The organism is Streptomyces sp. NBC_01390, assembly GCF_045040105.1.
Taxonomy (GTDB): domain Bacteria; phylum Actinomycetota; class Actinomycetes; order Streptomycetales; family Streptomycetaceae; genus Streptomyces.
In genome coordinates, this window is record NZ_CP109551.1 from 8,293,341 (window position 1) to 8,307,049 (window position 13,709).

A 13,709-nucleotide genomic window follows, 5' to 3' on the forward strand; every position below is an offset into this window, starting at 1 on the left:
GGCAGATCAGTCATGGGCAGAAGGGTAGCGATGCCCTTCGGCGGTGCGGCTCGCCGTCAGAGCCAGCCGTTGCGCTTCAGCGTGCGGTGGATGCCCACACACATGCCGATCATGGCCGTCATGACCACGGGGTAGCCGAACTTCCAGTGCAGCTCCGGCATGTAGTCGAAGTTCATGCCGTACACACCGCACACCATCGTCGGTACGGCGATGATCGCCGCCCAGGACGTGATCTTCCGCATGTCCTCGTTCTGCGCGACGGACGCCTGGGCGAGGTTGGCCTGGAGGATCGAGTTGAGCAGCTCGTCGAAGCCGATCACCTGCTCCTGGACGCGGGCGAGGTGGTCGGCGACATCGCGGAAGTACTTCTGGATGTCGGGGTCGATCAGCCGCATCGGGCGCTCGCTCAGCAGCTGCATGGGCCGCAGAAGCGGCGAGACGGCCCGCTTGAACTCCAGGACCTCCCGCTTGAGCTGGTAGATCCGGCCGGCGTCCGTACCGCGCGGGGTGCCCTTGCGGCCCGGCGAGAACACCTCCGTCTCGACCTCGTCGATGTCGTCCTGCATGGCGTCCGCGACCGCGACATAGCCGTCGACGACATGGTCGGCGATGGAGTGCAGCACGGCCGAGGGGCCCTTGGCGAGCAGCTCGGGGTCGTCCTGGAGACGGTGGCGCAGCGCGCGCAGGGAACCCTGGCCGCCGTGCCGGACGGTGATGAAGAAGTCCCGTCCGGTGAAGCACATCACCTCACCGGTCTCCACGACCTCGCTGCTCGCGGTGAGTTCGGTGTGGTCGATGTAGTGGATGGTCTTGAAGACGGTGAAGAGCGTGTCGTCGTACCGCTCCAGCTTGGGCCGCTGGTGGGCCTGGATCGCGTCCTCGACGGCGAGCGGGTGGAGCCCGAACTCGCTGGCGATACCGGAGAACTCGGCCTCCGTCGGCTCGTGCAGACCGATCCACACGAAGCCGCCGTCGCGGCGCACCTTGCGCATCGCCTCGTGCGGGGTGAGCGCCTTCGAGGGGTTCGGGTTGTCGACCCGGGCGCCGTCGCGGTAGACGGCGCAGTCGACGACGGCGGAGGGGGTCGAGGGGTCGCGGGTGGTGTCGTAGCTGCTGCCGTCCTTGCGCAGGGAGGGACGGGACGGGCGGACGGCGGCACGCAGGTTGTGGATCATCGACATGTGGCAGGTTCCTTCGCTACAGGCAACGAAAGACCGCCGAAACGGCTGGAACTGCCCGGAATGGGGACGTCCTGACTGAGGATGTTTGGCACGTCCACAAAGCGGGGAGCACCGCACCGTCGCGGTGGTGAGCTTCGCTACTGATTCAGAACTGACTCAGATCACATGGATCAGGCAAAACGAAACCAAGTGCTCTTCCGCGATGACGCGAATGCGAGAGGTGACAGCCAGCCGGACAAGCCGGAGCAACTACATCAGCGGGCGGAAGAGCGGGTGCTACTGCACGGATGACTTCGATCCATTGCAGCCCCACCTCCTCCGGCCGGTCCCTCGTGAGGGACGATCCATTCCCCTTCAAGGGGAGCCCCCTAGGGGGAACTTCAGCGGTGTCGGGACTCGATCGCTACGCTTCTGCGTGCTGCCCCGAACCCGGCCTAGGGTAACAGTCGACTGAACTGTCAAGGTGCGCGTTTGCCCGTAACTGACGAGTTCTATGCTCGCGGCATGTCTGATGTTCTTCCTCTGGTCGAGGCCCGGCTGTGTACGACGCTGGGCGAACCGGACGCGCGCGCCGCGGTCACCTTCCTCGGTACGGACCGCGTCGAGGTGCTGCGTTTCCCCGGCCAGGACCGGGACGGGGAGGCCGGGGAGATCGTCCGCTACGCCACCCTCGGCATGTCCGCGCAGCCGATGGCCGACCCCGCCGTGCTGCTCGCCGACCCGGTGAAGGGCCCGCGCGCCGAACTGGTCATCTCCGTCCGGGCCGGTCTCGCCGACACCGACAAGCTGCTGCGCCCGCTCGCGGTTCTCGCCGCGTCCCCGCAGGTCGAGGGTGTGATCGTGGCCCCCGGTGCCTCGCTCGACGTCGGGGAGCCGCTGTGGCCGGGGGCGCCCTTCACCTCGGTCCTGGTCGCGGAGCCGGGCGGCCTGGTCGAGGACCTGGACCTCGACGCGCCCCTGGACCCGGTGCGCTTCCTGCCGCTGCTCCCGATGACCGCGAACGAGGCCGCCTGGAAGCGCGTCCACGGCGCCCAGGCCCTCCAGGAACGCTGGCTAACGAACGGGACGGACCTACGGGACCCGTCCCGCAGATCCGTCCCACTGGACTGACCCGCACCTCTGACTCCGGAGTGACAGATGTCACCAACCAGCGCTGGAAAGAAGCCAGTTGGGCAGCGCCCCGATAGGGGCGCGGGGAACTGCGCGACAAGCCCCCACCGGGCCCGCAGGCAGATCACCACGCCCCCCATGCGGAACGCTCAGCTTGCGAAGACGCTGACGCTGTCCTCGGAAGCGTGCCGAACCTCCAGCTCCTCCACCTCGTGCGTGAGCGACTTCCGCCGTACGACCACGACCACCGCGCCGAGCACGGCGGTGACCGCCGCGACCACGAACGGCATGTGGATGTCGCTCCACTCCTCGATCTTCGGCGCGAAGTACGGAGCCGCAGCGGCCGCGAACCAGCGCACGAAGTTGTAGCCGGCGCTCGCCACCGGGCGCGGCGCGTCCGAGACGCCCAGGGCCAGCTCCGTGTAGACGGTGTTGTTCACGCCGATGAAGGCGCCGGACAGGATCGTGCAGACGACGGCGACGGTGTGGCTGCCGTAGCCGAGGACCAGTACGTCGACGGCGAGCAGGACGAGCGAGCCGCCGAGCACCGTCAGCGAGCCGAACCGCCGCTGGAGACGCGGAGCGACGAGCACCGACGACACGGCCAGCAGCAGACCCCACGCGAAGAACACGGCCCCGGACCGGTAGGGCGTCATGTCGAGCACGAACGGGGTGAAGGCCAGCACGGTGAAGAACGTGTAGTTGTAGAAGAAGGACGAGATCGCGGCCGAGGCCAGACCGCCGTGGCCGAGCGCCTTGATCGGGTCGAGCAGTGAGGTCTTCTGGGCCGGCTTCGGCTGTTCCTTGAGGAACACGGTGATGCACAGGAAGCCGACGGCCATCAGGAACGCGGTGCCGAAGAAGGGATAGCGCCAGCTGGCGTTGCCCAGCAGCGCGCCCAGCAGGGGGCCGCACGCCATGCCGAGGCCCAGGGCGGATTCGTACAGCAGGATCGCCGCCGCGCTGCCGCCGGCCGCCGCCCCGACGATGACCGCGAGGGCCGTCGAGACGAAGAGCGCGTTGCCGAGGCCCCAGCCGGCCCGGAAGCCGACCAGTTCGGAGACCGAGCCGGAGGTGCCGGCCAGACCCGCGAAGACCACGACCAGCGCGAGGCCGGCCAGCAGGGTCTTCTTGCCGCCGATCCGGCTGGACACGAAGCCGGTGACCAGCATCGCCACGGCGGTGATCAGGAAGTACGACGTGAAGAGCAGGGAGACCTGACCCGCCGTGGCGTCCAGGCCCTTGGCGATGGACGGCAGGATCGGGTCGACGAGGCCGATGCCCATGAAGGCGACGACGGACGCGCCGGCGGTCGCCCATACGGCCTTCGGCTGCCGGAGGAGCCCACCGGCTCCCGCGTCGAAGGGATCCGCTTCGGCGGGGCCTCCCGTGCTTCCCGCTCCGGTGTTCGTTTCGCTGCTGTACATGCCTGCTCCTTCACGACTCGCGGGCCCAACCCGCGGATGGGTCGTTGGTGTATGCACATAGTAAGTTAGAGTTGCTAATTAATGCAAGCTACATCTAATTTCACGTGTTGGAAGGCTGATGGACGACTGGTGGAAGGGGTGGAAAATCGTGCACTCCGGACGGGTGATCGTCCTTGACGGGAGCTGGGACGGGGAGGACCGTGGGGCTTTATGAGGGGCGAACCCAGTTGCCCGAAGTGTGGTGGCCGGGTCAGGGCTCCCGGACTCTTTGCCGACTCCTGGCAGTGCGATGCGCACGGGACGGTGCATCCGCTGCAGCCCGTGATCCCGCCCAGCGTCGAGGCCCTCAGTGTCGTGGTGCATCGCACGCAGGTGCCCGTGTGGATGCCGTGGCCGCTGCCGGTCGGCTGGCTCTTCACGGGCGTGGGCTGTGCGGGTGACGACCGCAGCGGCGGCCGTGCGACGGCGGTGGCCTGCACGGGTCCCGGCCCGCTCGGGGGCATGGGCGAGCTGATCCTGGTCGCCGAGGAACTCGGCGTCGGACTCGGTGCGCGGTACGCGGGGATCGACGGGCCCGACCCGGGGCCGTACATGAACGTGGAGAAGCCCGCCGAGGCGAAGGTGCTGGCGGCGGGGCGGCCCACTCCGCTGTGGCATGTCGCGGGCGGGCCCGACGACCGTGCGGTGTTCGCCGGCGAGGCGCTCGGGCTGTGGCTGTGGGCGGTGGTGTGGCCCGAGCAGTCCGGACTGCTGATGTACGACGAGCTGGTGCTCACGGATCTGCGGGATGCGGGGGCCGAGGTGGAGTTGGTGCCTTGCGGGGCGCTGTCGCCCCGGTTGCTTCAGCCTTAGCCCTCCCGTGGTCCTGCCGGTTGGGTGGCGGGTGTCTGAGGTGCGTGGCCGGGTGTCGGTCTGTGCGGGCTTGTCGCGCAGTTCCTCGCGCCCCTGGCGGGCGGGGTCCGCTTCCGTAAGGGGCGCTTGCGAGGTTCGGGTGTGACGGGCGGGTCTCCGGGGCCGTTATGCTTGACGCGTTCCTGTCCGTCCCGTCGTCGCCTGGAGTCCGCACCGTGCGCATCGATCTGCACTGCCACTCCACCGCCTCCGACGGTACGGACACGCCCGCCGAGCTGGTGCGCAACGCCGCTGCGGCCGGCCTCGACGTCGTCGCGCTGACCGATCACGACACGACCCGGGGATACGCCGAGGCGATCGCCGCGTTGCCCGCCGGGCTCACGCTGGTCACCGGGGCCGAGCTGTCCTGCAGGCTCGACGGGGTCAGCATGCACATGTTGGCCTACCTGTTCGACCCCGAGGAGCCCGCGCTGCTCGCCGAGCGTGAGCTGGTGCGCGACGACCGGGTGCCGCGGGCCCAGGGGATGGTGGCCAAGCTCCGTGAGCTGGGCGTGCCCATCACGTGGGAGCAGGTCGCGCGGATCGCCGGTGACGGATCCGTGGGCCGGCCCCATGTCGCGACCGCGCTGGTCGAGCTGGGCGTCGTACCGACCGTGAACGACGCATTCACCGGGGACTGGCTGGCCGACGGCGCCCGGGCCTACGTACCGAAGCACGAGACCGACCCCTTCGAGGCGCTGCGGCTGATCAAGGGGGCCGGCGGGGTGGCCGTGTTCGCGCACCCGGCCGCGAGCAAGCGGGGGCTGACGGTCCCGGAGTCCGCGATCGCGGAGCTGGCCGCCGCCGGGCTCGACGGCATCGAGGTCGACCACATGGACCACGAACCGGAGACCCGGGCGCGACTGCGCGGCCTCGCGGCGGAACTGGGACTGCTGGGTACCGGCTCGTCCGACTACCACGGCAGCCGCAAGACCTGCGTCCTCGGGGAGTACGCGACGGATCCCGAGGTGTACGGGGAGATCACACGGCGGGCCACCGGGGCGTTCCCGGTGCCGGGAACCGGCGGAGCCTGAGCCCTCGGCTCACGGCCCTCGACCCATGGCGCTGAGCCCTCGGCCCACGGCTCTCGGCTCTGAGTCCTCGGCCCTCGACCCATGGCGCTGAGCCCTCGGCCCTCGGTAACCCCTCCCTTCCCCCTGTTCCCCCTCCCCGCGTCTCCCTCTACGCAAGGCTCGCTCACCCATGTTCGACGTCGCTGTCTTCGGCTCGCTCTTTCTCACCCTCTTCGTGATCATGGATCCCCCCGGGATCACCCCGATCTTCCTCGCGCTCACCGCCGGCCGGCCCGCCCGCGTGCAGAAGCGGATGGCCTTCCAGGCCGTCTGTGTGGCCGGCGGTGTGATCACCGTGTTCGGGCTGCTCGGGCACCAGATCCTGGACTATCTGCACGTCTCCGTGCCCGCCCTGATGATCGCCGGGGGACTGCTGCTCCTGCTGATCGCCCTCGACCTGCTCACCGGCAAGACGGACGAGCCCAAGCAGACCAAGGACGTGAACGTCGCCCTCGTACCGCTCGGCATGCCCCTGCTCGCCGGGCCCGGCGCGATCGTGTCGGTCATCCTGGCCGTGCAGAAGGCGGACGGCGTGGCCATGCAGGTGTCGGTGTGGGCGGCGATCCTGGCCGTCCATGTCGTGCTGTGGGTGGTCATGAGGTACTCGCTGCTGATCATCCGGGTCATCAAGGACGGGGGCGTGGTCCTGGTGACCCGGCTCGCGGGGATGATGCTGTCGGCGATCGCCGTGCAGCAGATCATCAACGGCGTCACCCAGGTGATCCAGCAGAGCTGACGGCTGTCACTCAGGGGCCCTGCGCAGGGCCCGCACGGCAACGCAGAACCCCCGCACGGCATCGGTGCCGTACGGGGGTTCTGAAGTCTGCTCGTCTTTGTGGGCGAGCGTCGTCCGCGCGTTATGAGGCCGAGGTGTCGGCCGGGCGGATCCAGAGGCGCTGCCCTATCGAGGCTGCTTGCTGCACGATCCGGTTGACGGAGGCGGCGTCCACGACCGTACTGTCCACGGGGGTTCCGTCGACGTCGTCGAGACGCATGATTTCGAAGCGCATGGGCTTCTCCCTTCGTCTGGTCATCCTCCTGAGGAGAACTACTTGGTTACGTACCTAGTCAACTGTCCGCGTGTTACGAACATTCCCTACGCTAAGGAAATTTTTCGCCCGTCTAACTACCGACTGGCTACCGACAGGTTAAAACCCCGCACTGAACGGCTTCAGGAGACTGACCGGGACCAGTTGTGTTCGAAGCGTGACCGCCGAGACAATGGAGGTATATGAACAACGACGACCACGCGGAGCTGAGCGCCCGCATCGACCGTACGAACGAGCTGCTTCACCGCATGCTCACCGAGGTGGCGAAGACGCCCTCGACCCATGCGATCTTCGTCGACGCGGGCTATCTGTACGCGGCGGCGGGACGGCTCGTCGCCGGGACCGAGGACCGCCGCTCCTACGAGCTGGACGCGGAGGGTCTCATCGAGGCGCTCATCGACAAGGCTCGCACGATCTTCGCGGACAGCCGGCTGCTGCGGGTCTACTGGTACGACGGCGCCCGGCGCCGCATCCACACCATCGAGCAGCAGTCCATCGCGGAACTCCCCGATGTGAAGGTTCGCCTGGGCAACCTCAACGCGAACAACCAGCAGAAGGGCGTCGACTCGCTGATCCGTACCGACCTGGAGTCCCTGGCCCGGCACCGCGCGATCAACGACGCCGCGCTCATCGGCGGCGACGAGGACCTGGTGTCGGCGGTCGAGGCGGCGCAGGGGTACGGGGCGCGCGTCCACCTGTGGGGCATCGAGGCGCCCGACGGCCGCAACCAGGCCGAGCCGCTGCTGTGGGAGGTCGACAGTCAGCGCACGTTCGACCTCGACTTCTTCAAGCCGTACGTCGCCCGGCGCACCGCCGCGTCCTACGAGGGGTCGGGTGGAGCGCGGCCCACGCGCGAGGACGTGCGGTTCGTGGGCGCGCAGATCGCGGCGAAGTGGCTGGCGGCGCGGGGGCGCGAGGCACTGGTCGAGCTGCTGCCCGGGCATCCGTATCTGCCCGGGTCCGTCGACCAGGATCTGCTGGTCGAGGCGGAGGGACTGCTCCAGTACTCGCTGCGGGGCCAGTCCGAGCTGAGACGGGCGCTGCGGGACGGCTTCTGGGAGCACCTGCAGACGCAGTACTAGGCCTGTACTCGGCCATTCCGGTGGTTTGACCGACTGCTGTTTACCGCTCCACTGTCTACCGCTCGACGCCGTCCCAGAAGTCGGCCAGGGCGCGGGCGGTCTCCAGGGGGCGGTCCGTGTTGGGGGAGTGTTCGGCTCCCGCGATGACGGTCCGGTGCGCCCGCAGTCGTACGGCCATGTCGTCGAAGAGCGGGACTGCCCATGTGCCGTCCTCCGAGCCGGACAGCACGTGGAAGGGCAGCGGTACGGCGGCGAGTTCCGCCACCCGGTCCGGCTCGGTGCACAACTGGCGTCCCGTGGCGATGAGTTGGGCCGGACTGTTGCCCATCCAGCGGCGCCGCAGGTCCTCGCGGTCGTCGAGCCCGGCGTCCAGGGCGTCCACCGAGTCGAGGTCGCCGCCGCCGGCCTGCGCGTCGTCCATGGCCTGGATGGCCTCCCAGACCTGGGCCAAGCTCATCACGGCGAGCGCGTCCCGCAGCAGTTTCGCGCGCTGCTGCTGGGCCTCGGAGATCTCGGCGGGGCCCGAGGAGATGAGGGTCAGCGAGACGAACGGGGAGTGGTCCAGGAGGAGTGCGGCCCGGGCGATCTGCCCGCCGAGCGAGTGCCCGACCAGGTGCACGGGGGTGCCCACGGCCGCCGCCTGGGCGAGCACGTCCTGCGCCAACTCGGCCTGGGCGTAAGCCGATTCGTCGTCCCGGGGGCCGGGTGACTCGAACTGGCCGCGCCCGTCCACGGCGACGGTACGGTACCCGCGCGCGGCCAGCGGCTCGTGCATCGAGATGAAGTCCTCCTTGCTGCCGGTGAACCCGGGCAGCAGCAGAACGGTCCCCCTCGGCTCGACACCGGCCGCCACGGAGGCATCGACGACGGCGAACTCACCACGCGCGGTACGCAGGGCGTACGCGCGGGCGCCGGGGGGCGGGGCGAAGGTCGAAGGCCTGCTCATGTGCCGAGGTTATCCGGCGTACCTGAGGGGGAGGGCGGCGGCTCGGGCCGAGAACCCCGACGGCCCGGCCACCTGGTGGGGTGGGCCGGGCCGTCGGGGTGTCGCCGGTACTGCGGAGGGCCGGGGCCCTCGGGGGTCAGGCCTCCACGGTGTCCGTGGTCGGTGCGCTGACCGTGGCCTTGCGGGTGGCGCGGCGCCTGGGCTTCGGCGCCTCGGTGGCCTCCGGGGCCGTCTCCACCACGACCGCCGGTTCGGCGGCCTTACGGGCCCGGCGGCGCGGCTTGGCCCCGGCGTCGTCGGCCACCTGGGCGGGGATGTCCGCGACGACCTCGACGGCCTTGCGTGCCGTGCGGCGGCGGGGCTTGGCCTCGACCGTCTCGGCGGTGTCGACGGCGGCTTCGGCGGCCGGGGCGGTCGCCTTGCGGGCGGTCGTCCGGCGCGGCTTGGCCTCGGTCGCCTCGGCGGTGTCGACAGCGGCCTCCGCGGCCGTCGTCGTCGCCTTGCGGGCCGTACGGCGCTTCGGCTCCGTGACGTCCGGCTCCGCGACGGCGGGGGCCTCGGCGGTCTTGCGTGCCGTGCGGCGACGGGGCTTGGCCTCGACGCCTTCGGCGGTGTCCACGGCTGCCTCGGCGGCCGGTGCCGTCGCCTTCCGCGTCGTACGACGCTTCGGCTCGGGGGTCTCGGCCGAGGTGGGCTGGGCCGGGATGTCGACCGTCTCCGCCACGACCGCCGGTTCGGCGGCCTTGCGGGCCGTACGCCGACGCGGCTTCGCCTCCGCCGCCTCCACGCTGTCGAGGGCTGCCTCGGCGGCCGGTGCGGTCGCTGCCACGGCCTTGCGCGTCCGGCGGGGCTTCGCGGCCTCGGGCTCCGGAGTCACCGGGGTGGCCTCGACCACGGCCGCGACGGGCTCGGCGGTCTTGCGTGCCGTGCGGCGGCGGGGCTTGGCCTCGACCGTCTCGACCGTCTCGGCGGTGTCGACGGCGGCCGGTGCGGTGGCGGTCGCCTTACGGGTGGCCGTCCGGCGCGGCTTTGCCTCGACACCTTCCGCGGTGTCCACGGCTGCCTCGGCGGCCGGTGCCGTCGCGGCAGCGGTCTTGCGAGGGGCGCGGCGCGCCTTGGTCTCAGTGACGACCTCGACCTCGGTGGCGCCGACGACCGGCTCCGCCGCCTTGCGGGTACGGCGACGGCGCGGCTGCTCCTCCGGCGTTTCCGCCTCGGGGACGACCGGGGTCACGACGGGCGTGGCCTCGACCGGGGTCGTCGGCGCGAGCTCCGCCGTCCTGCGGGTGCGGCGACGGCGCGGCTGCTCAGTGGCCGGGGCGGTGCCCTCGGCCGTCGCGACGGCGGCCTCGGCCGACGGCTCGACGAACGTCGTCGTGGGGGACGGCACCGACTCCGCGGCAGCGCCGCGTGTACGGCGACGGCGGCGCGGCGTACGGCGCTCGGTGGGCTGCTCGGACGGAGCGAGCGCGTCGCCTGCCGAGGTGACCGGAGCGGCCGACGCGGTCGGAGTCGTCGGCGCGTCCGAGGCGGCACCGCCACGGGTACGGCGGCGACTGCGCGGCGTACGAGCCGGGCGCTCGCGCTCCGCCGACGGCGCGGCGGCGACCGCCGGGCCGGAGGAGTGGCCGGAGCGGCCACCGCGACCGCGCGGGCCGCCGCGTCCGCCCGTCTCACCGAGGTCTTCGAGCTCCTCGGCGCCCAGGCCCGCACGCGTGCGCTCCGAGCGCGGCAGGACACCCTTGGTGCCGGCCGGGATGCTCAGTTCCTCGAACAGGTGCGGAGAGGTGGAGTACGTCTCCGGCGGGTCGTTGAAGTTCAGCTCCAGCGCCTTGTTGATCAGCTGCCAGCGCGGGATGTCGTCCCAGTCGACCAGCGTGATCGCGATGCCCTTGGCACCCGCGCGGCCCGTACGGCCGATGCGGTGCAGGTACGTCTTCTCCTCTTCGGGAGACTGGTAGTTGATGACGTGCGTGACGCCCTCGACGTCGATACCGCGCGCGGCCACGTCCGTGCAGACGAGGACGTCGACCTTGCCGTTGCGGAAGGCGCGCAGCGCCTGCTCGCGGGCGCCCTGGCCGAGGTCGCCGTGGACGGCGCCGGAGGCGAAGCCGCGCTGCGCGAGCTGGTCGGCGAGATCGGCCGCCGTACGTTTCGTACGACAGAAGACCATGGCCAGTCCCCGGCCGTCGGCCTGCAGTATCCGCGCCACCAGCTCGGGCTTGTCCATGTTGTGCGCGCGGTAGACGTACTGCGCGGTGTTCGCGACCGTCTTGCCCTCGTCGTCCGGCGCCGCGGCGCGGATGTGCGTGGGCTGCGACATGTAGCGGCGCGCGAGACCGATGACCGCGCCCGGCATGGTCGCCGAGAACAGCATCGTCTGGCGGCGGGCCGGCAGCATGTTCATGATCTTCTCGACGTCGGGCAGGAAGCCCAGGTCGAGCATCTCGTCGGCCTCGTCGAGGACGAGCGCGCGGACGTGGCTCAGGTCCAGCTTCTTCTGGCCTGCCAGGTCGAGAAGGCGCCCGGGGGTGCCGACGACGACGTCGACGCCCTTCTTGAGGGCCTCGACCTGAGGCTCGTACGCCCGGCCGCCGTAGATGGCGAGAACGCGCACGTTACGGACCTTGCCGGCCGTCAGCAGGTCGTTCGTCACCTGCTGGCACAGCTCGCGCGTCGGGACGACGACGAGGGCCTGCGGGGCCTCGGTGAGCTGCTCGGGCTTGGCGCGGCCGGCCTCGACGTCGGCGGGGACGGTCACACGCTCAAGGAGCGGGAGGCCGAAGCCGAGCGTCTTGCCGGTACCGGTCTTGGCCTGGCCGATGACGTCCGTGCCGGTGAGGGCGACGGGGAGTGTCATCTCCTGGATGGGAAAGGGGGTGATGATGCCGACGGCTTCGAGCGCCTCGGCGGTCTCGGGAAGAATTCCGAGATCCCGGAAAGTCGTAGTCAGGGCAATGCCTCTTCTGTGTACGCGGTGCGAGGCGAGCGCGGGGGTCGTGTCGGGACCGTGCCGGGAACTTCGGCCGCCTACGGGCGGGCCGAGTGGCACAGGACCACTGCCGACGCTCGAGCGCTCGTACCGCTGAGGGTCTCTCCGGATTCCGTACGCATAGTGCCGTACGGACGAGGAGAGCTGTCGGGTCGGAGCCGATCGGGCCACCGACCGGGCATCCTCATTCGTTCGGCCCGTCGAGATACGTCTGTCAACTCAGCGGGCGCATTACCACCATACCCCGGAATCGCGCACATGCGATGGCCGATTCGGTCACGTAGTGGTCGTCACACTGACTGAGCAGGGGCTTACTCCTTGCGGCCAGCGGGCTATTGTGCGCTTCATGACGACGCCTGGCAACGCCTCCGGTACGCCCGAAACCCCCGCAGAACCCGCGGCCGACACAGCGCCCGCACCCACCGGAATCGCCGCCCAGGACTGGGATCAGGCGGCCGTCGACCCGCAGTACCGTGCCGCGGTCGTGGACCTGCTCGGCGCGCTCGCGTACGGCGAACTGGCCGCGTTCGAACGGCTCGCCGAGGACGCCAAGCTGGCGCCGACACTCGTCGACAAGTCGGAACTGGCCAAGATGGCGTCGGCGGAGTTCCACCACTTCGAACAGATCAGGAACCGGCTCACGGAGGTCGGCGCCGACGCGACGCAGGCGATGCAGCCGTTCGTCGCCGCCCTCGACGGCTTCCACAAGCAGACGGCGCCCTCCGACTGGCTGGAAGGCCTCGTCAAGGCGTACGTCGGTGACTCGATCGCCAGTGACTTCTACCGCGAGGTCGCGGCCCGCCTCGACTCGGACACCCGGCAACTGGTGCTCAGGGTCCTCGACGACACCGGGCACGCGAGCTTCGCCGTGGAGAAGGTGCGCGGCGCGATCGACGCGGACCCGCGCGTGGGCGGGCGGCTGGCGCTGTGGGCACGGCGGCTGATGGGCGAGGCGCTGTCACAGTCGCAGCGCGTCGTGGCCGAGCGGGACGCGCTGTCCACGATGCTCGTCGGCGGCGTCGCGGACGGGTTCGACCTCGCGGAGGTCGGCCGGATGTTCTCCCGGATCACCGAGGCGCACACGAAGCGGATGGCTGCGCTGGGCTTGGCGGCGTAGTCGTCTTTGTCTGCGGGTCCGCTGTGGCTGGTCGCGCAGTTCCCCGCGCCCCTGTCGGCGACGGCTACGCCGTTGCCGATGATCGGCGGAGTCTCGCCTTGGGGCGCAGCAGGAGCGAGACGGAGGCGGCCGAGAAGGCTGCCGCGCCCACCAGGATCAGCACGAAGTGGCCGGCGCTCAGCGCGCTGTGCATGAGGAATGCGCCGACAAGGGCTCCGGCCACGCCGGTGGACAGGACCACGTGGCGTGCCGGGAGGCGGTCGGACAGTCGGTGGGCCGCCGCCCATGCCAGGGCGAGGCCGAGGATCGCGGAGCCGAGTGCTTCCAAGAACATGTCGGGGTCCCTCCCACAGCCTGTCTGCGCGTGACGTTCTCAGCCCGTCATACCCGTGACCTGCGCCGGGCAACCCATTTGTAGGGGTGACGTGTGGTCAACCTGTGAATCAGGACCACGGGTAGGACCGGCCGCGGACATGGCTGGGGCCCGGCGGTTCGACACCGCCGGGCCCCACCCGCATACCTGTCGATATGTGTCCTGCTGAGTCCTGCTGTGTCCTACAGCGCGCTGAAGCCCACCTTGCGGACCGTCGGCTCACCCAGCTCGACGTACGCGAGACGGTCGGCCGGTACCAGGACCTTCCGGCCGTGGTCGTCCACGAGGCTCAGAAGCGCCGACTTGCCGGCCAGCGCCTCGGACACCGCACGCTCGACCTCCTCAGCGCTCTGACCGCTCTCCAGAACGATCTCGCGGGGCGCGTGCTGCACGCCGATCTTGACCTCCACGGCTATGTCCCTCCGACGGTCAGTGAAGTGCGCGGGCGTCCGCGCCGTACCCAGCACA

General features: G+C 70.3%; 13 protein-coding genes. 6 read left to right on the forward strand and 7 right to left on the reverse strand.

Translation table 11 applies throughout. The annotated features are described in order from the left end of the window. Positions 1 to 56: 56 nt before the first annotated feature. Entirely contained in the window at positions 57 to 1,181 is a 1,125-nt protein-coding gene (locus tag OG241_RS37455; protein ID WP_405821865.1) for a magnesium and cobalt transport protein CorA, read from the reverse strand. A gap of 504 nt (positions 1,182 to 1,685) precedes the next feature. Here OG241_RS37455 and OG241_RS37460 point away from each other — a divergent pair. Then, complete coding sequence (locus tag OG241_RS37460; protein WP_405821867.1) at positions 1,686 to 2,291, forward strand: suppressor of fused domain protein; 606 nt, start codon at positions 1,686 to 1,688, stop codon at positions 2,289 to 2,291. A 149-nt stretch (positions 2,292 to 2,440) separates the two neighbouring features. Here OG241_RS37460 and OG241_RS37465 read toward each other — a convergent pair whose 3' ends face one another. Beyond that, positions 2,441 to 3,718 carry an MFS transporter gene (locus OG241_RS37465; RefSeq protein WP_405821869.1) on the reverse strand — a complete coding sequence of 426 codons (1,278 nt, stop codon included), beginning with the start codon at positions 3,716 to 3,718 and terminating at the stop codon, positions 2,441 to 2,443. Positions 3,719 to 3,928: 210 nt separating this feature from the next. Here OG241_RS37465 and OG241_RS37470 point away from each other — a divergent pair, with 210 nt between their 5' ends. From OG241_RS37470 to OG241_RS37480, 3 genes are all read left to right on the forward strand, one after another. Further along, the gene (locus OG241_RS37470) at positions 3,929 to 4,570 is read left to right on the forward strand and encodes a DUF6758 family protein (protein ID WP_405821871.1); all 642 of its coding nucleotides are present in this window, start codon (positions 3,929 to 3,931) and stop codon (positions 4,568 to 4,570) included. A gap of 215 nt (positions 4,571 to 4,785) precedes the next feature. Next, positions 4,786 to 5,643, forward strand: coding sequence for a PHP domain-containing protein (locus tag OG241_RS37475; RefSeq protein WP_405821873.1), 858 nt, complete (start codon positions 4,786 to 4,788; stop codon positions 5,641 to 5,643). Between the two features lie 169 nt (positions 5,644 to 5,812). Next, on the forward strand, positions 5,813 to 6,418 hold the full coding sequence (locus OG241_RS37480) for a MarC family protein (RefSeq protein WP_164324508.1): 606 nt from the start codon (positions 5,813 to 5,815) through the stop codon (positions 6,416 to 6,418). A 121-nt stretch (positions 6,419 to 6,539) separates the two neighbouring features. On the opposite strand, the gene OG241_RS37485 is transcribed toward OG241_RS37480, so the two are convergent. Continuing rightward, positions 6,540 to 6,692, reverse strand: coding sequence for a hypothetical protein (locus tag OG241_RS37485; protein WP_006374340.1), 153 nt, complete (start codon positions 6,690 to 6,692; stop codon positions 6,540 to 6,542). Between the two features lie 221 nt (positions 6,693 to 6,913). Between OG241_RS37485 and OG241_RS37490 the strand changes: the two genes are divergently transcribed. Beyond that, positions 6,914 to 7,813, forward strand: coding sequence for an NYN domain-containing protein (locus tag OG241_RS37490; RefSeq protein WP_405821875.1), 900 nt, complete (start codon positions 6,914 to 6,916; stop codon positions 7,811 to 7,813). 55 nt (positions 7,814 to 7,868) lie between these two features. On the opposite strand, the gene OG241_RS37495 is transcribed toward OG241_RS37490, so the two are convergent. Together OG241_RS37495 and OG241_RS37500 are read right to left on the reverse strand one after the other, a co-directional pair. Then, positions 7,869 to 8,759, reverse strand: coding sequence for an alpha/beta fold hydrolase (locus OG241_RS37495; protein ID WP_405821877.1), 891 nt, complete (start codon positions 8,757 to 8,759; stop codon positions 7,869 to 7,871). A gap of 136 nt (positions 8,760 to 8,895) precedes the next feature. After that, entirely contained in the window at positions 8,896 to 11,619 is a 2,724-nt protein-coding gene (locus tag OG241_RS37500; protein WP_405821879.1) for a DEAD/DEAH box helicase, read from the reverse strand. Between the two features lie 469 nt (positions 11,620 to 12,088). Between OG241_RS37500 and OG241_RS37505 the strand changes: the two genes are divergently transcribed. Next, positions 12,089 to 12,868, forward strand: a complete 780-nt coding sequence (locus OG241_RS37505; RefSeq protein WP_405821881.1) for a ferritin-like fold-containing protein — start codon at positions 12,089 to 12,091, stop codon at positions 12,866 to 12,868. Positions 12,869 to 12,932: 64 nt separating this feature from the next. On the opposite strand, the gene OG241_RS37510 is transcribed toward OG241_RS37505, so the two are convergent. Together OG241_RS37510 and OG241_RS37515 are read right to left on the reverse strand one after the other, a co-directional pair. Then, a complete protein-coding gene (locus OG241_RS37510) occupies positions 12,933 to 13,202 on the reverse strand; it encodes a hypothetical protein (RefSeq protein WP_405821883.1) in 270 nt (89 codons plus the stop codon). Positions 13,203 to 13,423: 221 nt separating this feature from the next. Then, positions 13,424 to 13,651 carry a DUF3107 domain-containing protein gene (locus OG241_RS37515; protein ID WP_164409182.1) on the reverse strand — a complete coding sequence of 76 codons (228 nt, stop codon included), beginning with the start codon at positions 13,649 to 13,651 and terminating at the stop codon, positions 13,424 to 13,426. Positions 13,652 to 13,709 lie beyond the last annotated feature (58 nt).

Bases quoted from the DNA above. Each gene is read 5' to 3' on its own strand.
- OG241_RS37455 (WP_405821865.1), bottom strand. From the start codon at position 1,181: ATGTCGATGATCCACAACCTGCGTGCCGCCGTCCGCCCGTCCCGTCCC.
- OG241_RS37460 (WP_405821867.1), top strand. From the start codon at position 1,686: ATGTCTGATGTTCTTCCTCTGGTCGAGGCCCGGCTGTGTACGACGCTG.
- OG241_RS37465 (WP_405821869.1), bottom strand. From the start codon at position 3,718: ATGTACAGCAGCGAAACGAACACCGGAGCGGGAAGCACGGGAGGCCCC.
- OG241_RS37470 (WP_405821871.1), top strand. From the start codon at position 3,929: ATGAGGGGCGAACCCAGTTGCCCGAAGTGTGGTGGCCGGGTCAGGGCT.
- OG241_RS37480 (WP_164324508.1), top strand. From the start codon at position 5,813: ATGTTCGACGTCGCTGTCTTCGGCTCGCTCTTTCTCACCCTCTTCGTG.
- OG241_RS37485 (WP_006374340.1), bottom strand. From the start codon at position 6,692: ATGCGCTTCGAAATCATGCGTCTCGACGACGTCGACGGAACCCCCGTG.
- OG241_RS37490 (WP_405821875.1), top strand. From the start codon at position 6,914: ATGAACAACGACGACCACGCGGAGCTGAGCGCCCGCATCGACCGTACG.
- OG241_RS37495 (WP_405821877.1), bottom strand. From the start codon at position 8,759: ATGAGCAGGCCTTCGACCTTCGCCCCGCCCCCCGGCGCCCGCGCGTAC.
- OG241_RS37500 (WP_405821879.1), bottom strand. From the start codon at position 11,619: ATGACACTCCCCGTCGCCCTCACCGGCACGGACGTCATCGGCCAGGCC.
- OG241_RS37510 (WP_405821883.1), bottom strand. From the start codon at position 13,202: ATGTTCTTGGAAGCACTCGGCTCCGCGATCCTCGGCCTCGCCCTGGCA.